The 23,015-nt window shown below is 41.9% G+C and carries 23 protein-coding genes and 1 pseudogene; 5 read left to right on the top strand and 19 right to left on the bottom strand.

Going from position 1 to position 23,015, the window contains the following annotated elements:
• The 15 genes from ACI1P1_RS05520 to ACI1P1_RS05590 are packed head-to-tail and all read right to left on the bottom strand — an operon-like array spanning position 1 to position 16,684.
• The gene (locus ACI1P1_RS05520; RefSeq protein ID WP_416215375.1) at positions 1-615 is read right to left on the bottom strand and encodes an HAD-IA family hydrolase; all 615 of its coding nucleotides are present in this window, start codon (positions 613-615) and stop codon (positions 1-3) included.
• 23 nt (positions 616-638) lie between these two features.
• Entirely contained in the window at positions 639-2,105 is a 1,467-nt protein-coding gene (locus ACI1P1_RS05525) for a coproporphyrinogen-III oxidase family protein (RefSeq protein ID WP_416215376.1), read from the bottom strand.
• A gap of 29 nt (positions 2,106-2,134) precedes the next feature.
• The gene (locus ACI1P1_RS05530) at positions 2,135-3,616 is read right to left on the bottom strand and encodes a coproporphyrinogen-III oxidase family protein (RefSeq protein WP_416215377.1); all 1,482 of its coding nucleotides are present in this window, start codon (positions 3,614-3,616) and stop codon (positions 2,135-2,137) included.
• Positions 3,576-5,153 carry a radical SAM protein gene (locus ACI1P1_RS05535; RefSeq protein WP_416215378.1) on the bottom strand — a complete coding sequence of 526 codons (1,578 nt, stop codon included), beginning with the start codon at positions 5,151-5,153 and terminating at the stop codon, positions 3,576-3,578. The genes ACI1P1_RS05530 and ACI1P1_RS05535 overlap by 41 nt, the downstream gene beginning before the upstream one ends.
• Positions 5,137-6,654: a class I adenylate-forming enzyme family protein gene (locus ACI1P1_RS05540; RefSeq protein ID WP_416215379.1), complete on the bottom strand. Its 1,518-nt coding sequence runs from the start codon at positions 6,652-6,654 to the stop codon at positions 5,137-5,139. The genes ACI1P1_RS05535 and ACI1P1_RS05540 overlap by 17 nt, the downstream gene beginning before the upstream one ends.
• Positions 6,655-6,903: an acyl carrier protein gene (locus ACI1P1_RS05545; RefSeq protein WP_416215380.1), complete on the bottom strand. Its 249-nt coding sequence runs from the start codon at positions 6,901-6,903 to the stop codon at positions 6,655-6,657.
• On the bottom strand, positions 6,896-7,813 hold the full coding sequence (locus ACI1P1_RS05550) for a hypothetical protein (protein WP_416215381.1): 918 nt from the start codon (positions 7,811-7,813) through the stop codon (positions 6,896-6,898). The genes ACI1P1_RS05545 and ACI1P1_RS05550 overlap by 8 nt, the downstream gene beginning before the upstream one ends.
• Positions 7,814-7,830: 17 nt before the next feature.
• On the bottom strand, positions 7,831-8,970 hold the full coding sequence (locus tag ACI1P1_RS05555; protein ID WP_416215382.1) for a nucleotidyltransferase family protein: 1,140 nt from the start codon (positions 8,968-8,970) through the stop codon (positions 7,831-7,833).
• Positions 8,967-9,629 (bottom strand): dTMP kinase, encoded by a 663-nt coding sequence (gene tmk / locus ACI1P1_RS05560; RefSeq protein ID WP_416215383.1) that lies wholly within the window; start codon positions 9,627-9,629, stop codon positions 8,967-8,969. Before tmk ends, ACI1P1_RS05555 begins: the two co-directional genes overlap by 4 nt.
• A 4-nt stretch (positions 9,630-9,633) precedes the next feature.
• A complete protein-coding gene (locus ACI1P1_RS05565; RefSeq protein ID WP_416215384.1) occupies positions 9,634-10,632 on the bottom strand; it encodes a pyridoxal phosphate-dependent aminotransferase in 999 nt (332 codons plus the stop codon).
• A gap of 2 nt (positions 10,633-10,634) precedes the next feature.
• Positions 10,635-11,861: a TrpB-like pyridoxal phosphate-dependent enzyme gene (locus ACI1P1_RS05570; protein WP_416215385.1), complete on the bottom strand. Its 1,227-nt coding sequence runs from the start codon at positions 11,859-11,861 to the stop codon at positions 10,635-10,637.
• Positions 11,845-12,696, bottom strand: coding sequence for an inositol monophosphatase family protein (locus ACI1P1_RS05575; RefSeq protein WP_416215386.1), 852 nt, complete (start codon positions 12,694-12,696; stop codon positions 11,845-11,847). Before ACI1P1_RS05575 ends, ACI1P1_RS05570 begins: the two co-directional genes overlap by 17 nt.
• Before the next feature lie 27 nt (positions 12,697-12,723).
• Complete coding sequence (gene mtnP, locus ACI1P1_RS05580) at positions 12,724-14,577, bottom strand: S-methyl-5'-thioadenosine phosphorylase (protein ID WP_416215387.1); 1,854 nt, start codon at positions 14,575-14,577, stop codon at positions 12,724-12,726.
• Positions 14,567-15,175: an orotate phosphoribosyltransferase gene (locus ACI1P1_RS05585; RefSeq protein WP_416215388.1), complete on the bottom strand. Its 609-nt coding sequence runs from the start codon at positions 15,173-15,175 to the stop codon at positions 14,567-14,569. The genes mtnP and ACI1P1_RS05585 overlap by 11 nt, the downstream gene beginning before the upstream one ends.
• Before the next feature lie 3 nt (positions 15,176-15,178).
• Positions 15,179-16,684 carry an IMP dehydrogenase gene (locus tag ACI1P1_RS05590; protein WP_416215389.1) on the bottom strand — a complete coding sequence of 502 codons (1,506 nt, stop codon included), beginning with the start codon at positions 16,682-16,684 and terminating at the stop codon, positions 15,179-15,181.
• Positions 16,685-17,031: 347 nt separating this feature from the next.
• On the opposite strand from ACI1P1_RS05590, the gene ACI1P1_RS05595 reads away from it, so the two are divergent.
• Positions 17,032-17,793, top strand: a complete 762-nt coding sequence (locus ACI1P1_RS05595; protein WP_416215390.1) for an AraC family transcriptional regulator — start codon at positions 17,032-17,034, stop codon at positions 17,791-17,793.
• A gap of 5 nt (positions 17,794-17,798) precedes the next feature.
• Positions 17,799-18,056 carry an acyl carrier protein gene (locus tag ACI1P1_RS05600; RefSeq protein WP_416215391.1) on the top strand — a complete coding sequence of 86 codons (258 nt, stop codon included), beginning with the start codon at positions 17,799-17,801 and terminating at the stop codon, positions 18,054-18,056.
• 3 nt (positions 18,057-18,059) lie between these two features.
• Here ACI1P1_RS05600 and ACI1P1_RS05605 read toward each other — a convergent pair whose 3' ends face one another.
• Positions 18,060-18,962: a hypothetical protein gene (locus ACI1P1_RS05605; RefSeq protein WP_416215590.1), complete on the bottom strand. Its 903-nt coding sequence runs from the start codon at positions 18,960-18,962 to the stop codon at positions 18,060-18,062.
• Positions 18,963-19,372: 410 nt separating this feature from the next.
• On the opposite strand from ACI1P1_RS05605, the gene ACI1P1_RS05610 reads away from it, so the two are divergent.
• From ACI1P1_RS05610 to ACI1P1_RS05620, 3 genes and pseudogenes are all read left to right on the top strand, one after another.
• The gene (locus ACI1P1_RS05610) at positions 19,373-19,573 is read left to right on the top strand and encodes a hypothetical protein (protein ID WP_416215392.1); all 201 of its coding nucleotides are present in this window, start codon (positions 19,373-19,375) and stop codon (positions 19,571-19,573) included.
• 37 nt (positions 19,574-19,610) lie between these two features.
• A pseudogene (locus tag ACI1P1_RS05615) lies at positions 19,611-19,934 on the top strand (transposase); the annotation flags it as partial.
• Between the two features lie 6 nt (positions 19,935-19,940).
• On the top strand, positions 19,941-20,198 hold the full coding sequence (locus tag ACI1P1_RS05620) for a transposase (protein ID WP_416215591.1): 258 nt from the start codon (positions 19,941-19,943) through the stop codon (positions 20,196-20,198).
• 586 nt (positions 20,199-20,784) lie between these two features.
• Here the strand turns inward: ACI1P1_RS05620 and ACI1P1_RS05625 are convergent.
• The 3 genes from ACI1P1_RS05625 to rpiA form a co-directional block, all read right to left on the bottom strand.
• The gene (locus ACI1P1_RS05625) at positions 20,785-21,327 is read right to left on the bottom strand and encodes a hypothetical protein (protein ID WP_416215393.1); all 543 of its coding nucleotides are present in this window, start codon (positions 21,325-21,327) and stop codon (positions 20,785-20,787) included.
• 194 nt (positions 21,328-21,521) lie between these two features.
• The gene (locus ACI1P1_RS05630) at positions 21,522-22,265 is read right to left on the bottom strand and encodes a nucleotidyltransferase family protein (RefSeq protein ID WP_416215394.1); all 744 of its coding nucleotides are present in this window, start codon (positions 22,263-22,265) and stop codon (positions 21,522-21,524) included.
• Positions 22,262-22,951, bottom strand: a complete 690-nt coding sequence (gene rpiA, locus ACI1P1_RS05635; protein WP_416215395.1) for a ribose-5-phosphate isomerase RpiA — start codon at positions 22,949-22,951, stop codon at positions 22,262-22,264. Before rpiA ends, ACI1P1_RS05630 begins: the two co-directional genes overlap by 4 nt.
• Positions 22,952-23,015 lie beyond the last annotated feature (64 nt).

The raw sequence follows: 23,015 nt of genomic DNA on the forward strand, positions 1-23,015 counted from the left end.
CTATTGTTCCAAAATTATATTTAATTCGGTTAACTTCTCCAATAACTCACGTGCCCCGGAAACTTTGTATGCTTTCATGCCTATTTCATTTCCCATATTGACATTTGCCTGACTATCATCAAAGAACAAAATCTCCTCCGCTTCACATCCAAGCTGCCGGACAACATACTCATAGGCTTGTTTATCCGGCTTCATTAGACCAATTTGATAGGATAAAAAATTGTTATGGAATAATTGTTCAATTCCATAATCGAGATTGAGGCGATCCCATTGCAAACTGTTAGTATTGGAGAAGCTGGCAACCGTATAATTGGAAACTATCTTCTTGAGTATATCCTTTGCTTCGGGGAAAAAATCCTTTGGAAAATGGACAAACTCTTTAAGGAATTGATCAGGCTGTACAGAAAGCTTTAATTCAGTCACAATAGCCTCTGCAAAATGAATCGGTTCACAACGCCCTGTCTCAAACCGGGTTACCGCTTCACTGTTGCCCCATTTATGATTTAACTCCTCCATTGCCACTGAGCCGCCCATCCAGCCTAAAATTTTTGGTGCCCCGACAAGTTCAACCAAGACACCTCCTATATCCAATAAAACCACTTTAATAGCGCTCATTGGTTCCTCCCTATTCATGGACATCAACTTAATATTTCCTTGCAAACATGTTTATAAAATTCATCATCTTGATCAGCAACCTGTTCGAGCCTTAACCGTCTCTTATATGGTTTGTCTACCAATAAGAGTCTAACGACTTCCAAATAGTGCTTTCCCATATCGGTAAGCTCAAATATTTTTCTATCACCACTTTTGTTTCCCCTGTAACTATAATACATTCCGTTAGGCACTCGTAATTCCATTAATCCAGATTGTTGCAGCGCGGCGAACAAATTGTGAAATAGTTCATCTGCATCAATCGTAAATCTTTTCTTAAACTCGTCTGCATCAAATCTTCCCCAAATAATTGAGGTCACAACATATCTCATTATCACATCAACTGTGTCTAGATTTTTTATTGATTTTACAGGAAAGCTGCCGCCATCAAGTTTTGATTTCCATTGCTCATACTCTTCATTAACATATGCCGATGAATTTTTAGTATACCCTCTTGCTCCTGGACCAAATGCCAACTCGATCGATGATATAGTCCGTAAATCCGCGTACCATAGAGGTGTTTGCGGTTTTGTAAATGTGGTATCCTCAATTTGCACGTAACCTGCAGAATTTAACTTGCCAACAGCATGATAGTAGCATGACCTTCTATTAGTGTAGCTTGGAAACTGATTTATTTTTTTTCTGATTGCCGCATTCCGGTATTCCGCATAAGAATAAGCAATTTGGTCTGGATCGAGACTAATAATTTCACTGATGTCGTTTCTCGTTCTGACATATGACTGATTAGGAAGATCCCCCAGCAAATCAATACAACATACTATATTTTTTTCTTTTAGGCTGTTAACAATCTGCTTGTACCTGTCAATATATTTGACTTTACGCTTGTAATCATATTTCAAAGCATCTTCATCAAAAGTTTGTATTCCCATACTAACCCGGTTAAACCCTAATGCTTTTAATGTATTAATATAGTCGTCTGTAAGAAAATCAGGAAATGCCTCTAGTGAAATCTGCTCAATTGCTGTCATATCAAAACATTGCTTGATCGTTTTCATGATGTCAGCAAGATTCTGCGAACTCAATAAGTTGGGGGTACCTCCACCGAAGTAAATGCTCTTCAGTGTTTTTCCGCTCAAATTCACTGCTCTGGAGTACATTTTTATTTCTTTCATCAAATATTCAGTATAAACGTCTGTTTCAGCTTCAGGTCTAATTATGGTGTAATACTGGCAATATCCACATTTTGTTTTGCAAAATGGAACATGAATATAGATGGATAGTTCTTCCGATTCGCAGTGTCCTTCCTTCCAACTGTTAAGAATTGTGTCATTGGAATGATCCGAAGGCTGATTAAATATATAGTACGGATACCAATATGGAATTACACGAATTTTTTGTTCATTTCTAATTAATCTCTCGATCTCGATGCTATATTCGTCAACAGACATCTCCCTATCACGCTTCTTAAAAAATGCAATAGCATCGCTTAACATCGATATCCCTCCAGAGATGGTATTTGGATTTACAAGATATCTTTACAAATCTCTTTATAGAAGCTGTTGCTGTAGTCAGAAAGCTGCTCAATCTTTAGCCGTCTTTTGTATTTTTTATCGATTAGCAATAATCGCATAACTTCCATATAATGTTTTCCCATCTCAGTAAGCTCTATCATATCGATCTTCTGCTTTTCTTTATTCATATAATTATAATAGTCATGCACCTTCTCATAGTCTCTTGTTTCGATAAGTCCAGATTGCTCACAGGCCTTAAAAAAATTAGGGAAAATATCTTGGGGAGAACAAGAAAATCGGCTTTTAAATTCATCGATATCAATACGTCCATAGTAAGTGCCTGTTGTCAGATACTTCAATATCAGATCTTCATCATTAAGCTTTTCTATCGAAAAAACGGGGAACTGCCCTTTTTCGAGGTTTTCTTTCCAGAAATCATAGTCTCCGTTCATATAAGCAGAACCATTGAAAGTGTACCCTCTCCCGTGGGGACCAAAAGCAATTTCAACAGAGGCGATAGATCTTAAATCCACCCAAAACAGGGGCACATGTTTTTTTGAAAACATCATATCATCGATTTGTGCATAACCATCAACTGTCAATCTGTTCGCAGTATGAAAATAACATGCTTTTCGATTTGTATAAGTAGGGATATAGTCTAAATCCTTTTTTATTAACGCGTTTCTGTATTCAACATAGGCATACGCAATTTGTTCAGGTGATATCGATATAATTTCATCCAAATCTTTTCTGATTCTTCCGAAGGTTTGGTTCGGCAAATCAGCCAGCATATCGATACACAATATCATATTATTCTTTTTAATGTTAGAAATAATATCCAAGTACCTGGCTTTTGCATCTATCGCTCTTCGTTTATAATCATTTTGGAGAGCATCAGTGTCAAATGTCTGCACTCCCATGCTCACCCGGTTAAATCCAAGGCTCCTTAACCCCGCCACATACTCTTCTGTTAAAGCATCTGGGAATACTTCAATGGAAAATTCCTCAACAGCAGATGTATCAAAATGCTTATGCAACGTTCTGGCAATCCTCCCAATCTGGTCAATAGTCAGTAAATTCGGAGTTCCCCCACCAAAAAATATGCTTTTCACTTTTTTTCCGCTCATATTAATAACTTGGGAGTACATTTCAATTTCCTTGATAATATAGTTGGTATAAACCTCATATTCCTCTTCCGGTTTAACGATCGTATACCACTGGCAAAAGCCGCATTTCTGTTTACAGAAAGGAACATGGAGATAAATAGCCATCGTATCCGATTCATACCGTCTCTCCAGCCATGCACTTTTTACCAATTCATTGATATTATTGCTTTTTGTTTGATAGTTATATACATAATAGGGGTACCAATACGGAATAACTCTAACTCTTTGATCATTCCTTACCAACCTTTCGATCTCTGCATTATATTGATCGACAGAAAGCTCATTGTCACGTTTTTGCAGTTTTAGGATTGCATCCGAGATGCTCATAATTATGATTCCTTTCCAATTGTCGATTTTTTCTGTATTCATTAAATTTCGTTACCAAAGATTTAAGCTCCATTATAGACAATCCCTTATCAAGCAAAGTAATTAACCCTTTATAAGAAAACCTAAAATCGGGCACGCAAACACTTTCGTATATACCAAAAAGCAACTTATCTATACATTTTAAAGCTTCTTGTACGTCCATACTGCAATGCTTCCAATTGTACCCTGCTCCTTGAATAGCCAATTTCCTTTTGTCACGTTCGACAGGTGCTAATGAAGAATAAAACCACAGCAAAGGAATAACAAAATCCGGCTTCGTCTCATTAATAAAATTGATGGTATGATCTATAGAGCAATGATCCTCACCCGGAAATCCAATAATTAGTGAAGCAATTGTCATAATATCATATTGCTTTAATAGCTGAATTCCTTGTCTGTAATCACTCACACTTACTCCCTTATTCATTCTGTCGAGCATGTCCTGATCTCCTGATTCTATGCCCAAGTAAACCCCTCTGCACCGAGCTTCCTTCATGAGCTTAACGGTTTCTTCATCTAGATATTGGCATCTAATAAAGGAAAACCAGTGGAATTTGTACTTTTTTTGAATTATTAATTGTAATATCTCCTTAAACCTTGATAGAGGGACATTAAATGTATCATCAGAGAAAAACACAGTATTAACATTGTTGCATGCTGCTATACTATTCAGTTCATCTTCAACATTTTTTATGCTGAGCGATCGATGGGAGCTCTTCCTTCGAGGGTGTGAGCAAAATGAACAGGAGAAGGAACAGGATGCCGATGCCATAGTAAAAATCGGTCCATGCAATTGGTCCGTAAACAATCTCCAATCGACTCTGCGAGAATAAGTCTCATTTTCTATATTCACTAAAGAGGATTTGACAAAGTGCCCATTTTCTTTGTAGAAGACATTGTTACCATGACCTAATGCCTTTTGTTGTACGACATGCTCTATAATTTCACCGATAGCTCTTTCAGGAGAATGTTCCGCAACATAATAATCTCCCCCTAAACTGTTTAGTACCGATTGCACATAGTGATCAGGCTGACTATGATTGGTTTCATTAATAATTACATTCCCGGATAAAATAATCGGCACATGAAACGAATGGGTTTTAAAGAAGGAAATCATATCACGAATCGGAATGATCGAATGATACATGTCGGTAGGAATGAGGATCGTATGAACATGCTTTTTAGCAAGGATATCGATAATATATTGTTTTTGACGTTGGAAGGAATCAATCATTTCAATCTGAAACTCTTTTTCATAGAGATAGGTAGCTATAGAAGCTATTTCTCTAGGAATACTATCGCATTCACTGTATGGCATACCTAAATATCTACTGCTGAATTCTCCCAATGAATAGGGATTGTTTTCAATATAAGCACAGTTTTTTAAATTATATTCATACTCGCTAGTGCTGCCACCTTTAAGCCGGATATAACTTAAATGTCTGGCTACGTCCATTTCATTACATCCGACAATCAGACAATTAATGGAGCTTTTCATGCCGATCCTCCAAATCACACATGGCAGAATATAGTTCCTTCCGTAAAAGCTTGCCTGAGGCATTCCGGGGAAGATGGTCTACAATAGCAATTTCATCTGGCCACTGATAAGGCTCCAGTTTTTTACGGCATATTGCTAAAATATCACCATTATTCAACTGGCCTTTTACTTGCGGTACACATGCTATACAAACCTGTTGGCCATACTTCGGATTGGAACGTCCCCATGCTGCAATCTCCTTGATCTCTGCACATTCCAACAATGCATTTTCAATTTCCTGAGGATAAATATTCATTCCTCCACGTATGATCATTTGATCCATTCTACCGACAATGAACAAAAAGCCATCCTCATCTTTATAGGCTAAATCACCCGTACGCAAGTATCCGTTAACCAATTTAGAATGTGTTAGTTGCTTGTCTCTCCAATATTCCAACATAACGTTTGGCCCCGCCACCATTAATTCCCCTATCTGGCCTGTCTCAGCAGTACTGCCATCCTCGCTACAGATATTTACAGTTACACTTTTTAAAGGTAATCCAACTGAACCTTGCTTGCTTTGAAACAAAGCCGGCTCTAGATAAGCCACTCTTGGCGAAGCTTCAGTAAGTCCAAAGACATTATAAAAGTCGACACCTGGAAAGCATTCTAGCAGCCTATCAGCAATTTGTGGAAGAAGACTCTCCCCACTGACCACAATCTTATTTATAGATATTTCGTCTTGCTGTTTCCTAAAAACGGACAAATTATACAGCATGGTTGGTGTTCCGCACATGACTGTGCACTTTCTCTGCTTCATTACAGATAATAACCGTTTTGGATTAAACCCATCATCGTAAAAGGTTACTTTACATCCGGATAGCAATGCATGTAAAAATTCACCAGTCATGACTGCCGCATGATAGAGAGGTCGGCAAATTAAGATTAAGTCATCCTCATTCAAACAAAAGTAGTCCGCAATATCAGCTAAATTGGAAATGATATTATGATGACTTAACATGACTCCTTTAGGCGAACCGGTTGTGCCCGATGTAAACATAATCATAGCCAGTTCGTTTTCAGCCATTTCTTCCTCCGGTTGTGCTAATAACTTAGATGGTGTGGATACAGCATCATCATGAAAAGAGAGGATCTTAATTTCCTTTTTGGCTGTTAATTTTATGATTTCAGGTGGTAAAACAGCCAAATCCGATAAGATAAGATCTAACTCTGCCTTATCAATGACTTGGCAACAGTTCAAGATTCCGTAATGCAAAGACATGGGAACTACTGTGCAGTGGGCTGCCAGAATTCCTAAGGTGCTAATAGCATCGGTGTAGGAGCGTGAATGTAAGAAGCCAATCCTGCTGCGCGGCGAGGTGGTCATGGAAATCTGAATTGCTAATGATTCAGCCTTATTCAATATCTCCCCATAAAGCAGTACCTCCCCCTTATCCAAAATTAAAGCTTCTCTGTATTCATAAAGCTTAAGTCTCTCCTTCAGGACCGTCCATAAACTCACTTATGCCCCCTCCAGCGACTTGTTAATCAGTAATAGAAGATCTCCTACATTTTGTAGTCCACTTGGATTTAAATCAGATTCATCAAATGTAATATCAAACCGTTCTTCTAGTGAAATCATGATATCCACAAGTCTAAGTGAATCCAGTCCCAATTCATTCCTTAAGGAAGTGCTTGCTCCAACTTGGAGTCCCTTTGCTCCGATAGCTCGACTTTCAATCACTTCTACTACTTGCTCTATATTAGCCATGTATACCCTCCTCATTTAACTTTATAATCCAGGCCATTTCCAAGTTCACCATTTCCTCGAATTGGTCATTTATGAATTTGTAATTAATCTTGTTTCTTAATCTGTACATTTCAACCATGGCATACAACCGGTCAAGACTATTAATTACTGTAGCCAGATCCTCTTGTATCCCAACGATTCTTATACCGTATTCACCGGCAAGCCAATGAAGCCACGCTATTATTCGCCTTCTGGATATTCTGACAATACCTAAAGCGTCACGAAGATAAACAATACTCTTTTCATCAAATTGAAGCATATCGTCTATGTTCCAGTAAGGTAGGCGTTTACTTTGGCTTGCAATGAATTTCATTTGATCTCTGCACTTTTCTAAATACGAAGATCTATTCAAGCCGGCAAGTAGCTTGAGTTCAATCACGGTACCTTGATAGGCCTCATGAACAGCTTCATAGGAGAGTTCAATTAATCGCCGCGGTACATCATCAAGTGCATATATTGTCTTTTGCTCTAATCCATAAAGAGCTATAAAATGATCCTCTCTCCATGGTATTATTTCGCCACTGCGAGGTAGTTTTTTGGGATCAACATGAATAAAGATAGGACACCCTCGGTGAATAGAATGTTCCAGTGTAATTAACATGTTGCTAAAACTTTCTTCCTGACTGTTTATCTCAGCAAAATCCAATTTGCTGCTAACAACCTGAACACGGTCCAAACCTTTATAGTAGGAATATTCTATTTGTAATTTATAAAAGGACAAAACGGTATCATACAAGTCGATATAACTTTCGACATAAGCAGCCTGATAGGGTGCATTCAAATACTTAAGTGCAGAGATAAACTGATTTTCTATACACGTTATTCCATAAGTATTCTGCAGTAAGTCTATAGAATAGTTGAGGCGGCTCATAGCAGCTCCTTCTAGAATCAGACACGTATAAGACTATCAGCCCGCTTCATATCAAAGAAACGGTCTAATAAGTTCTTTTCCCATCTGTATCGAATACCTGGATTAGCAGCATCTACAATTTCATTGAGATATGAAAGATCATCAGGCTTGATTAGCTGCAGCGCTCCTATAAAACCAACATCATCATTCAAAACCGGAAAGAATAATCGGGTATACTCCAGTGCATAATAGCATTCCTTACTAATTTCATAGTTTACTGCAATTCGAACAAACTGACCCCAGTCGATCATTAAATCAGGGGCTGTAATAAAGCCATAGATATCTGTAAACTTATACAAACTCAAGTCCCTTTGTCCTTGGACCCATTCCAGAACATATGCTTCCTTGTATAAGTGAACACATAGATGCGCAAGGAAAAATTCAGTTTTTAGCGATTTAATACTTTGCCCCACATCCAGACTATAATCTTCCGTCTGGTTCAAAAAAGCAGCAACAGCTTCACCTGTACCTTCAGACACCCAATCCAGAGAGAAATTAATATCAATTTCAATAACATTCAGCCCTGGTTCGTCCGTTTTTTTGAGAAACGGTACAATCTCCCCATAATTCATGCGATAGTTCAAGATTTCTTTTCGGGTGGCAGACCTAATCTCGTTTCTTGTACGATCGAAGAAGCCTTGAATAAAGCCCAACTCTTTTAGTATGTTTCCGCATTGTGTCAGATCATCTGAATTTACCAGCAAATCGATATCATTGGAAACTCTACAACCGGGTGCATAAATAGAGTGGGCTAGAATGGATCCCTTAAGAAATGCATGAGGTAAGCCATTGGCGACCAGCTTTTCTGCTACTTCGCACAATACCTGTCTACAAACAGTTGTTCTAATGCTTTGCATCTCTTGAATCATGTACAATCCAAAACGGAACTCTCTATTGAATACAGCTCCAACTTGAGAGATGCACATTTTGACCACATCATAAGCGATTCCAGCAACCCTGTTATACGTCAAGTGGCCCATAACTGCTGCCCAGTCGGTTCTGTTATCTTTTAATTCACAAATCCGCTCAATTGCAGGATTACGAAAATTGACCAATTGCATGACTAACTCTTGTTCTTGTGTCAGCTCAGCATAATGATTTTTTGGCATACATTTCATTTTATTCCTCCTGTTTTGACCAAATCTAACTTCTGGTTAATGACCAGTTGGATTTGTCCAAAAGCCACCTGCGGATCCTGTTTCGAAGTATCTATCCGTTTTATATCCGCCTCATTCAGAAGTCCTCTGAACTCATTCTGGTATTTGGTCAAATGCTCCCGCTCCACATAAGCATCCTTCCATTCCTTACGGACTCTAATCCTTTTTTCGACCAATTCATATGGAGCATCGAACAAAAAGGTAATATCCGGCTCAACAATATGCCTGCAAAGATCAAAAACCCAGCCTTCATCTCTGTACCCCCGGGCTCGCATAGTAGCAATCATTGTAAATATATACCTGTCTGTTATTACGATCTTCCCAGCTTCCAGTGCAGGAAGGATAATTTCATGAATGTGCTGCAATCGGTCTCCCATTAGCAGGCACATCAACGCTCTGTAATCTATCTTGCTACGCTCTTCCGGGTGAAAGATATAGCGTTCGAACAAAGGTAACTCCCGACTCTCTTGTGTAGGCTGCTTGGTTAGCAAGACTGGCAGGCCCTTTGATGATAAATACTGCTGCATCAAGTCAATTTGCGTCGTCTTACCTGTACCGTCAGTACCGCAAACAGCGATTAGCTTACCGGGTAAATTGTGTTTCTTAAATGTGATTTGCATTTTTCTACCTCCGGGATACCAGTAGTTTCAGTGCATTGATCAGCAATTCATTTTCTTGTCTTCTGCCGATCGTAATTCGAATAGCCTCACAATCGGATTCTATTAACCTCTTTACTTTGATTCCATGCTGTTCTAGCATACTCTGCAGCCAACTTTCCGTATCCCACACATAAATAAAATTAGTTAAAGTCGGCACTGCTTTGTAACCTAACTGGCTCAGTTGTTCATAGACCCATACTCTTTCAAGATGGACCTGATCACGAACTTGGTTAAAATAGGTGAGATGCTCCAGACAACTTTTTGCTGCTGCCTCAGCGATCCGGTTAATGTTCCAGTTGGGGAGCTTGCTTTGAAGCCATGAGGCTGTTTCCTCCGTACCAACGGCAAATCCCATCCGTAAAGAAGCCAAGCCATAAAGCTTGGAAAATGACCTGACCACCAATAAGTTGCTCCATTGATTGACAAGGGTCAAAGCAGTATATTCCTTATTATTGGGAACATAGTCCATATATGCCTCATCGACCAACACTAAAACATTGTCTGGAACCTTGGACATAAATTCATTTAATTCTTTGCTTGTAAAAACAGTACCTGTCGGATTATTAGGGTTACAAAGTATAATCAGCATGGTTTCCCTGTTAATATGATCTACAATAGCCTGTAAATCCACTTTGTAATTTCGGTCCAATGGCACTCTGCAAGCAGGTGAGCCATGAATGTTTTCCAACTCGCTGTACAGAACGTAGGAGGGCCATGGGTAAATTGCCTTTCCGTTTTCACCCAAATAATCCATATAAATGCGTTGAATCAATTCGGAGGAACCGTTGCCCAACACTAGCTGATTCTCATGGAAGCCCAGCCAATCTGCCAATACTTCCTTTAATTCTTTATATTCCATATCTGAATAAAGGCTTGTCTCATTAATATGATTTACCAGTCCGGCGAGAACAGGAGAATCAGCATATGTAAACAGATTTTCGTTCAAATGCAATCTGGTTGTCATGATTAATCTTCATCCCTGATAAATTTTCCATATGCATCAAGATCAAGATGCCCGCAACCGGTAACAAGGGCCAATATGACTTTTCCTGTTCCATGATAGGTTTTCGCTGTTTCCATGACTGCTTGGATCGTATAGCTGGATTCCGGTGAGACAAGAAATGACTCCAGTCTGGATAACTGTATCGCTGATTTCATGGAAATTTCCTCGTCATAAGCAACGGGGCGAATCCGCTTTTTATGAACTAAGTAAGAAATAATGGGTGATGCAGCATGATATCGGAGTCCCGAAGCATGCATATGCGAGGGTTGATATTGGTGTCCCAGCGAATACATTAACAACGGATTGCTCTCTCCTTCACCATCAGCATAATCATACTTGTATTCACCTTTAGTTAAGGTAGGAATGGCGGCCGATTCGGTAGCGATGATTTCGGTAGAATCGCACAAATCAATAAAGGGTACAGCCAAACCTCCAAATGAACTGCCACCACCAACACAACCTATCACAGTGTCTGCCTTTATGCCCATCTCTTTCAGTTGAGCAATACTTTCCAATCCGATAACGCTGTTATAAGTCAATGTAAAATCCAACAAGCTGCCCGCTATATTCATTCCGTTATCAATCTTTGAGAGAACCTCAAAAACCTCTGAGGTTGCTTTGGCAATGGATCCTGAGTCATTCCCCATTGCCAGTTGCTGCTTTCCATATTGAGTAATCTCTGATGGAGAAGGATAGACCTTAGATCCATATACCTCCATAAGCTTGCGTCGCAGCGGCTTTTGATTAAAGCTTGAACGCACCATAAAAATCGTTGATTTCATGTGAAATAAACAACTTGCCAATGAAGCAGCAACTCCTGTTTGCCCAGCCCCTGTTTCCGTTATAACTTCCTTTCGGCCTTCAATAGAACCAAAATAAGCTTGTGGGATAGCCGAGCTAATTTTGAAGCTCCCGTTTGGTAGTAAATCTTCTCGTTTGAAAAAAATTTTACAATCCGTACCCAAATACTCTTCCAGTTCCTTTGCCCTCGTGATAGGAGTGGGCCTTCCCAACATGTTGTAGACCCGGTTTACTTCTTCTGGGATATCGATATACTTATCCGTGCTTTCCCAATGGCTCAATACGTGTTCCGGGTAAAGCCACAAACTGTCAGAAAACTTCTCATATTTGTAAATACGATCCAAATCTGCTTTGTTCACAAGTGATCTTGAATTAAACCAGCTCTTCATTATAACGCATCTCCATATCCATACAGGTATTGTATGCAAAATCGTAGATACTTGTATTAGCCGCTCCCAGCACCTGAAATTTGCTTTTAAAAACGGCATCGCTTAAGCTTGTACTTTTAGACGGTATATCCGTAATCGGGATACCTATCAAGCTGGTAACCAATGCCCCAGCTTCCTCAGCGATGAACGAAGATGCCAGCACGTCCACTAATTTTGCGGTATAGCTCAAGTCAAGAAATAATCCACAATTCCCAATAGCCAAACAACACAAATCAAGTGAGGCACAGCCCATAGCCCGAAAACTCTTTATTCGCTGCGTGATGGCAGACAAGCAGTTTAATTCGGTCACATTCCGAGATAGGCCAACGTAAATAGCATCAACTTCCCGTATACTTGATTGCTTCCTGGTATAGAATCTGGAGCCGTTACATAAGGCACCCTTACCCTTTACGGCGCTGTAGTAATTACCGGAGACCAGGTTAACCACATAAGCTGCTTCTACTTCCAGATGTGGATTTAACACAGCTATCGTAACTGCATAATAAGACAAGCCCATCTTAAAATTTTGTGTGCCGTCTAAAGGGTCAACAATCACAATATAACCCTCATTTCTCAACTGGATAATACCTGATTCTTCACTATAGATAGATTGAACAAACGGCTCCTTGGCAAGATGCTTAATAATAATGTCTTCAAAGAGTTTGTCAATGTATAACGACATCTCCCCATAAGCATTGACCTCGTTGGTTGTTTCGATCAGTTTTCGGGAACGACAAGATACATGCCGGAGCTCTGAACTCAAGACAGATAGATTATTGATAAATTTTTCAAACAAATATGGTCACCTCTTATCTTAGTACGTTTAAAAATGGCAAAAACATCTTTCGCCGGATAAAGCTACATTAATGTGCAATGAATTGAATGTTTTGATAATCTCCATATCATTGGTTGCACCACCGGGCATAATAATCCATTCTATCTGATGATCGGCTAGCAATTGAGATGGATTTTCGAAAGGAAAATTACCATCTGTAGCCATAATACTACCTTTTATATTCGTAAAATCCCTGTAACGAGAGCTTGCTCTATAGAGAGCAAGCTCTACAGCAGAAATTCCATCTTGATTACCTGCGCTAACAGCAAGTACATGTTTGCTGTTAACAATGACAGCGCTGTTAGTTCGGCTGTTAACAGTCAAATACCATGCAAACAACATATCGCTCTTTTGTTCTCCGGTGAGGATGGTCTCATCACCGGTACAATAAAAGCTAAAATCCCCAATAGTTTGCACTCTGCTGGTGAACGGATCCTCCTCAGCATAAGAACCATTGCAAAATGTATACCGTTCCAAGTAGGTAGCAGGCGTATCTCTGAAAGTCGATATTTCCTGCGTACTGCTTATCGAGACTAGTCTTGGAGTTGCCCGCGATACAGTATTGCTATTAGTCATGAATGCCAAGGCATCAGGCTCCCATTCCGCTGCAGCAATCACATCAAACCCATGTTGCAAGATAACTTGGAGAAGGCTTGCATTCATCTTGCGGTTTATAGCAACTGTGCCTGTACGGGCAGCTGCAGGATCCGCCTGTAAAGCCTTCATGTAGAGCATTTCAAGTGGTTCTTCACCATAGCTAGCCCCTGTCACTAAGCCATGCTTGATGATCACTACAGCCGGATTCAGCTGATATTTAAGAATTCTGGATGCCTTATCTATGTTTTGAAGGTCGGTTAAAGACAACATATTCTGTTTCTCATGGGAAGACGATACGAGAGTCCATCTGGGCAAACCTGAATCATTCCATCTTGCGACCTGATGGGGGTTATGCCCATAGCGCAACTGCTTTTCACTCTGTTCATCGAATAGCTGCACTTTGTTGGAGCTTGCAACAAGCTCGGAGTCTGCTCTGGCTGATTCGAGACCCACACTACATTGGCAACCTTTTTGCTTAGGGATGGCAGCTATCGTCCACTCAATCAACCTAACCAAATTTTCTTTATGCTTGGCGTATGCTTCAATGACATCCTTATGCCCTGAATGGCTATTCATACCATGCGCGGCACCCAATATATTGGCGTAATCTGTAATCAGGCAGGCAGAGGTGTAGCACATTCCTAACTCTCTTGCTAATACAACCTCAGGATAATGAGTCATGCTGATCAGATCATACCCTGAACGAAACCAATCTCTGTTTTCAGCCCGCGTGGAGAATCTTGGACCTTCAATTACAAGCAATACTCCATCTTCTCGCACATTTAATTGAAGCACACGCCCTGATTCGATAAGTGCTTCTCTCATTTCTGAACAATAGGGGTCGGATACGGAAATATGTGTGGTTACGGGTCCGTCGTAATAGGTATCCGCACGATTCCAAGTTTTGTTAACAAATTGATCACAAATGACAATATCTCCAACATTCCATTCTGCTCTAAGACTGCCGACCGCACCGGTAGAAATAATTCGTTCTACTCCTACTTGCTTCAATGCCCACAAATTCGCTTTATAATTGATCTTATGAGGAGGAATTTGATGATCATCTCCGTGTCTTGGGAGAAATGCCACTGGAAACCCGTTTATCTCAGCGATGGTAATGGGTGCGCTTGGAGCCCCGTAAGGAGTTTCAATTAAAACTTTTTTACTCGAACCGTTCATATGATAAAATCCGGAGCCGCCAATTACTGCAATTCTGAGCCCGCTTACCTTATATCTATTCAGCATGGAGCAGCTTCCTCTTCAAAAGAATATTATGATCGATCCATTCCTTCAGAAGATCAGTTGTACATAACGAAAACAACTCCAAACCCTCGGCCTGAAGCAGTTCACTGGCACCTTCACATCGGTCCACTATTGCACAAAACCCTTTTACGGCTACCCCTTGCTGGCGTAAAAGTCTGCTGGTTCTCAGCGCAACACTTCCCTTGCCGATTACATCGTCTACAAGTAGTACGGTGGAATTATTGTTTAATTCGCCTTCCACCATATGGCTGAAGCCATGATCTTTCACTGCCTCCCGGATGAAAAAACCATCCAATGCATACCCTTTCATTGCCGCTAGAGTAATCATTGAACCAACTAAAGGTAATGCTGAAGCTACTTCTCCACCGACATGAGATACCTTAAGCCTGATAGCAAGGTCAAGCATTCGATTCGAACAGGCCAGGAGGACACCCGAATCCAGAACCATCCGTCTGCCATGGACATAATAGTCACAGCTTCCTCCAGATTTCCTCTTAAACTGGTCAAACAAAATGCTTTGCTTAACCATATCGATCAGTTCGTTAACATTGTGAGCCTTTATATCCAGCATTGTTGTCACCTGTTAAATTTCCTTTAGATTATTTTCCTTAAGAATTACATCATGGGCGCCACCTTCTCTTATACTTGTGGAAGAGACCAACGTTATTCTCGCCTTCTGCTGGAGTTCAGGAATCGATTTGGCACCACAATTGCACATGGTAGACTTCATTTTATTAATTGTGAGGTTTACATTTTCCTTTAATGCTCCTGCATATGGAACATAGCTATCCACGCCTTCTTCAAACTCCAGCTCCTTATTTCCTCCAAGATCATAACGCTGCCAATTTCTCGCTTTGTTCGAACCTTCTGCCCAGTATTCTTTCACAAAATTAGAACCAATCATCAGCTTTTTGGTTGGACTTTCGTCAAAGCGTGCAAAATAACGCCCCATCATAACAAAGTCAGCCCCCATTGCCAGTGCCAAAACAATCTGATAATCATGAACAATTCCACCATCGGAGCAAAGGGGGATGTAAACTCCTGTTTTGATAAAGTATTCATTTCTTGCCTGCGCAACTTCAATAAGTGCAGAGGCCTGCCCTCTTCCGATTCCTTTCTGCTCTCTCGTAATACAGATTGAGCCGGGTCCAACACCCACCTTAATAAAGTCGGCTCCCGCCTCGGCTAGAAATAAAAAACCTTCCTTATCCACAATATTCCCTGCACCAACTTTAACCTTTTCCCCATATGTGTTTTTAATCCACGATAACGTATCACTCTGCCATTCCGTAAATCCATCTGAGGAATCGATGCATAGAACATCAGCTCCCGCTTTCAGTAATGCTGGTACTCTCTCGGTATAATCCCTTGTATTGATGCCTGCACCTACCAGCAATCGTTTCTTATCATCAGATAGCTCATAGGGGTTTGCTTTATGCAGTTCATAGTCCTTACGGAATACCAAGTGCAACAGTCGCTGTTCTTTGTCAATGACCGGCAAACAATTTAGCTTATGCGCCCATACCAAATCATTGGCTTCCGACAGAGCTATCCCTTCTTTACCTACAACTAGTTTATGAAATGGGGTCATAAATTCCTTGACCTTCTGAGAATAATCCGCTCTGCTGATTCTGTAATCACTACTTGTTACCATTCCAAGCAGCCTTCCATGAGAAGTACCATCATCCGTTACTGCAATGGTTGAATGCCCTGTTTGTTCCTTTAACTTAACTACATCAATCAAGCTATCCTCAGGCCTTACATTGGCGTCACTAACAACAAAACCAGCTTTGAACTTTTTCACTTTACTGACCATCTCAGCCTGGGCTTCAATTGATTGAGACACAAAAATAAAGGATAGACCGCCATTTCTAGCTAGAGCAACAGCCATACTATCATTCGATACCGCTTGCATAATCGAAGAGACCAGCGGGATGTTTAACCGTAGTTCCGATTCTTCCCCTTGTTTATATTTCGTGACTGGTGTCATTAAATTAATGTTGTCAGGTACACAATCCTTTTTAGTCAAATTGGGAAGAAGGAGAAACTCATTAAATGTTCTCGACGGTTCCGCATAATAAAATGCCATATCATGATCCTCCTGCAATCAGGTCAGTTTTCTTCAATTTTTGTTAAATAATTCGAGTCAAAAACTCACTTTTTATATATTCTAATTCGGAACTATACTATTTTCAATAAAAATTGTTGAAATCTGTAAATCCAGGTGTATGTCTGTAGATTAAGGCAAAATTAATCCTCCCCATTAGACATTGTTATTGTAACGTGAATTTTGGTATTGTCATTCACGTGGTCAATTGTGTAATCTTAACCTACAAAAGCTAGCAATATCTCCATATTGTTTCATCATCGATGTATTGTTATTGACAGAAAATCTTGCTATAGTATTTAAAAATACAAAAACAGGATATGGTGTTAATGGTTAATATTATTTCCATTGTCCCCAATGAATGCCTCCCAGCTGGCCGAACGTTGCAATTCTTTATTACTGATACCGATTTCGTTTACATTGAAACATTAAATTCCCTTCGCGTGATCTGGGGAAAATGTCATGCGAGGCTTGATGTCGGTGATTGTGTGCTTACACAACGCCTAGATTTACATAACTGTGGCCCAAATCCTACGTTTATAAGAGTTGTCAAGCTCCACATTGACACCAAGATTTCTTTTAGCCATACACCCTTCATTTCTCAATTTTACCCTATTAAAGGAGCCTTATTACGAGATCTGTTCTCTCCCCTGTTTCAGGATTATTCACGAATAACAGAAATTGAGAAAATGGCATCCCAACTGCTGGAACAATGGTCAGCCCCCCCCTCCCAAGAGTTAATTCATTCACAACCCAAGCCCCATGGATCAATTGATGCACGATTAATTAAAGTTAATCGTTACTTGCGCCACCATTGTGAGGAGATAATCACCCTACAACAATTGGCTGAATTTACAAAATGTAATCCTGTTTATTTGAGCAACGTATACTCAAAAGTTTTTCAAATTTCACCAATGAAGCATCTCCAGAAGATGAAGATGGATAAAGCAAAGATCCTGTTGGAAACAACTAATATGAGCATAAAAGAAATATCCAATCGGTTAGGTTATGTATCCGCTTCACAATTCTCTGATTTATTCAAACGACATAACGGAATTACACCCTTACTATTCAAAAAAATTCGAGGCTGAATAGTATGAAAAATGAGATAATTCCCACAATAAGTAAAATAATTGGATCTGTTCTCTCGATCCAGCCTGAGTCAATAACCAGCTGTATGAATTTGAGCTTAGTCGGACTAGATTCTATGAAAACGATAATACTTATTGTTGCATTAGAAACTAAGTTTGAAATTTCATTTGATGATCATGAGTTACTATACGAACATTTCAATACTTTATCTAAAATCACAAAAGTTGTATCCACTAAATTACTAGACAGTGAAAAGTTCTAATGGCTAAGAAGCCAGAAAATCGGCATCATCATCAAGGCGCTGCTGCTGGGACAGGATTATTTTCGTTATGCTCAGATGCGGGTTTTGAGCAAACAGGCGGAAAATGGATTTGCGCAAATACGCCATGACCGTTGCCTCCGAAACGATACCGGTACTGGGTGTCCGCAGATATCGAAAGAACCGCCCAGACTCCCGCGAGGAATACCGGATCGCTATCAACTGAAGCACTTTCATGGCGATACAACTGCACATCACATACCCTTCAATCGCTTTGACCGTCAGGCAAATGTCCCGTTGCACTTTCTCATCTTCCACCAGCTCCAACGGATGAACCTCGTCCTTCTTCAAATACCGGTTGAGCTTCGGCATGGACTTGCTCCAGAAATGGTAGTTGAATCCGCCGATGGACTGCTTCAGCGCCCGGAAGGTACATTCGATCTTGAACCGGGCGGCATACAGTTCGATGATCTCGACCGGGTCCAGGGTCAGATCGGTGCTGACCAGAATGGAGCATCGCCCGTTCATTTTGACCAGCACAAACCGCAGCTCCTGGTACCCCCTTTGACCCCACAGCAAATTCAGATACAGGTAGCTTACCGCTTCTTCTTTGCCATACACGCTCACGGTAGCGGATTGCAACGCGGCAGCGCGGCTTTGAAACAGCTCGGCCAGTGCCACCTTTGCCCCTTTTTTTCGGGGACGGCCCCGGCCTGTGGCAGGTGTACCGGGAGGTTCATAGGCAACGGCGTTGGATTTGGCCTTGGTCACCAGATCCATCCGGGCACTGCCGGATCGGTTCCACTGGTTCAACCGCTGCAAAGCGGGAACCGTCAAAAAAAAGTACCGATCTAGGAGCAACAACGCTTGACCGAAGGCACGGGCTGCGGCATAGCCTTGGTCGATCATCTGAACCACATGGGACTCCTGTCGATCCGACTGCTCGCTCCATCCAAAAATCCTCTTCACCCCCATCCTGAAGATTCACAAACAGGGGCAGGCAGAACCCTTTCCGGGGCGTGCCCATCAGAATGCCGATAGCGCCGAACAGATGGCCGAAGATGTACTCCCCCTTGGCGGAATTCTCTGATTCCTGGTGGAGCTTTTTGACTCCGGGCATCCGGTTGGCTTCCTTGCCTTGTTTGCAGCCGTCCCCCACCAGGATGACCTTTTAGCGCTTTTTCGTCCCGAGCTAGCGTTACTTTCGCTTGACGTACCCCCGGTACGCCTGCGCAAAAGTGCCTTGCCATGAACAAAAATTTGGCTATTAGCTGCTCCCCTCGGAGTTTTCAGACACGCCCTAGTTACAGGAGTACCAGATGAATTTCAACCCCCTGGTGAAAGTGAACTTTAAGGGCGGTGACCTCACTTCCGATTCCAGATTGCTTTTATACAAGTCTTTCGATCATAAGCTGGGTTTGTGCCAAACCGTAAAAGAGAGACTGATCGTCAATGATCACGTGGTCCACCGGGATCATCCCAACTCTGAGGTAGTCCTTCAAAAAAATATCAACACGTGAGCGGATATCATACCGATGATCATGCCAGTTTTGCTTTGACGGGTTGACAGGCGATTACCTGAAGGCCCAACTGCGTCCCGGCAATGTATACACCTCTCGTGATATCGTCTCGTTTATAAAGCCGCTGTTTTACCGCTATGAAGCTTTGGCGTCAGGCGCATTCATCCTGATTCGAGGGGATAGTGGCTTTTCCGTCCCGGAGCTGTACGAGTTGATTGAAGCCCTGAAGAAGCACTACGTCATTCGTCTGAAAGCCAATGCCCGACTTCAAGCTCTTGCCCAGGCCATCCACTCGCCTGGGTCAGCGCCAGGTCTATATGGCGGAGGTTCTGTATCAGCTAAAAGCTGGAACCGCCAACGTCGTGTCGTGATTAAAACCAATGAAGTCAAACTGCAAATCGCCATGTTGGCGTACAATTTCAATAACTGGTTTCGCCATCTTTGCTTGACGGAGAGCTTGAAACTCAGTCACATGGAAACGATTCGCACCCATCTGGTGAAAATAGCGGCCAAACTGGTGCATTCGGGAAGATACTGGACCTGGAAGCTGTGCAGCTCCTGTGTGTACAAGGAAGCGTTCAAGCAAACATTAGAAACGATTGGTCGAATTCCACGGCTGGAGTGAAGGGGGACTTAACCCCACTGACAAAGTATCTGCTGGTGGGGTTGTTAATGATTTTATGTCGGATCGAAATTTGATTCATATTATTCCTGGGGTTTAGGTTTTTCTCAGCCACGACTGAGTTATGAATATTATGATACCCTTCACGAAGCACTCTTGAACTATCTCTCGCATCTACATCCTTGTAATAGCTGGTTTTACAGTTTCTGCTGGTTTCGTAATATCCAAATTTTCCACCAACTTATTCTCACCTGCCCCCTACCCCCTCCTCGGGATCCGCCCCACCACCCTTCCTGTTTTTTCATCTATGATCTCAATGTATAGTCCCTCGAACGTCCGCTTTAATTCGAATAGCTCCTTGGTGGCCTCCTCAAGAGTTAACGGGCCAATTAATCTGATGTTGCCATGACAAATAAAGCAGTATGACGACATGGGTTCCACCTCGTATTAGGGTATTATGTATACCTAATACAAAAAGATGGGATTTCCTGTATTTCGCACATTTTATTTCCGACAAAAAAAGCCCCGGCGGTTGACAGGAGCTTCTCTATTTCGATTTTTTGATTCCTATTGGATCATTGGAGTACGGCTATTCTATATAATCCATATCAAATTCCTTCTTCAATTGGCTGAACACCGGATCATCCTCCTCCACATCATACGACACACGTCTATCTACAAAATCCGATAACCACGCATTTTCGCCCGTGCTGCCATGATCCACAAGAATAATTTTTCCCGAAACTCTGCGAAGCAGGTCGTCCATGAGCTTGAGCCTTGCCCGTTCTTTAAGAAGAGAAGCCCCTTCCAAAGGATACAACACGGCATGATCCACTTCGAGCGGACTTTTATCCCACGAGTTTTCCCGGATGGTGTCTATGTACAAGGTATGGTTTTCCAGCCGATAGGGTTTGCCCACCTTGAATTTGATATCGAAATGTGCATAATACACTTGAAAATTATCGATGTAATTGGCTCTGAATAAAATGTTTAGCCCCGCCTCCTGCTTAACGAAGGTTTCCAGCGCCAGCACACGCTTCCGGTATTCATTGGTGCCCGTCAATAGAGCAACTTTTTCGTTCGAATCCATAAATTCCGCTAAAGCGGCCTCTGCTTCTTTGCGCGTATTCATAATCCCGCTCCTCATGATCTCTATTTTTTCCAAGGGTGTGTTTGCAAACTCCGAGGGGAGCAGATTTTGCCGAATTTTCGTTCCAAACAAGGCACTTTCGTGAAGGCGTACCGGGGGGTACGTCAAGCGAAAGTAACGCAGGATGGGGCGAAAAGGCGGTGAAAGATGCCCTCAAGCGGGTTTGCAAACACGGCCTAGCTGTTTGTCCTGAAGATGTGCCTCACTTCATCTAAAGCCTCATGGGTCCCGATATCGTATATCTCCCCTTCGCCGAAATAAGCCCTTACGTCCCTGTGATGGATGAGCCATTCCGGAAAACGGCTTGGAGAATCCGGATTATGGCCCGCACTCAGGTAGTCCTTGATCAGCGGCAGGGTTTCCTTCTTATACAGATAGATGGCGTAAACCCCAATATTCGACTGTGGGACAAGAGGTTTTTCCTCAAACGACAGGATGTGTTGGCCGGCATCCAATTCAACCACACCAATGCTCTGCAGCTCCTGAAGGTTATCCGTCTGCTTGACCAAGACACAATCCCGTTCTGATTGGTCAAAAAACGCAATAAATCCGCTCAAATCCAAGGTAAAGATATTATCCCCCGCCAATACGAGCAGGTCTTCTTCAATGTACTCCTGTTCGATGGCAAACTGCATGTCGCCTATTGCTCCTAATTTGTCTTCAAGGGATGCTGTTCCGTCATTAACAAGCCTGATTTCTTTTTTGAACCGGCGCGCCCCAAGCCATTCCTCAAAAGCATGTATGTATTTATCATTGGTCACGATGATGATTTGTGAGATCCGGTCAATATTCTCTAGCTGTTCAATAATAAAATCCACTACTGTTTTTTCACCGAAAATGGGCAGTAATGCCTTCGATTTATTCAGCGTCAGCGGGTATAAACGTGTGGCGTAGCCGGCGGCCAGAATTAAGGCTTTCATGAATGTCCACTCCTATTTTGCGGTTCCAAAATTTGAATTGTCCCATCCCCATAACCAACAACCACAGCTGTTGGCATACCCACAAACAAACCGTTCTCCACCACTCCCGGAATAAGGTTGATCTGCTGCTGGAGCTCCACCGGGTTTAGAATCTCCTTAAAGCTACAATCCACGATCAGGTTGCCGTTATCCGTTATAAACGGACTGCCCTGCACCATCCGTACAACGGGCTCACAGTTCAATTCCTGTAACCGGTGAATGGTTAAATTCGAAGCAAACGGTACGATTTCAACCGGCAGCGGAAAACGGCCAAGACGGTGCACCCGCTTTGTTTCGTCCACCACCACATAGAATCTGCTGCTGTTGCGGGCCAGAATCTTTTCTCTCAGGAGGGCCCCTCCCCCGCCTTTGATCAAGTTTAATTGATCATCCACTTCATCCGCTCCGTCAATGGTGATATCGATATGGTCAATACCGGAGAAGGGAACCAGCGGAATTCCCAGCTGTCCGGCCAACGCCTCCGTGCTTGCTGAACTGGCAACCGCCCGGATCGTTAGTCCTTCCGAAATCCGCTGCGCGATTTTTTGCGTAGCCCAAAATGCCGTCGAACCGGTGCCCAGCCCCACGATCATTCCGTCCTCCACAAACTCCACCGCTTTTTCAGCGGCCACCTGTTTGGGGTTCATCGATTCTCCTCCTTTTGTCCTTTCCCCTTATCATAACCCTATTATAGAGGCTTTGCGTCATCCA

Origin of the sequence: Paenibacillus mesotrionivorans (assembly GCF_046098205.1) — a bacterium.
Classification (GTDB): domain Bacteria; phylum Bacillota; class Bacilli; order Paenibacillales; family NBRC-103111; genus Paenibacillus_AR; species Paenibacillus_AR mesotrionivorans.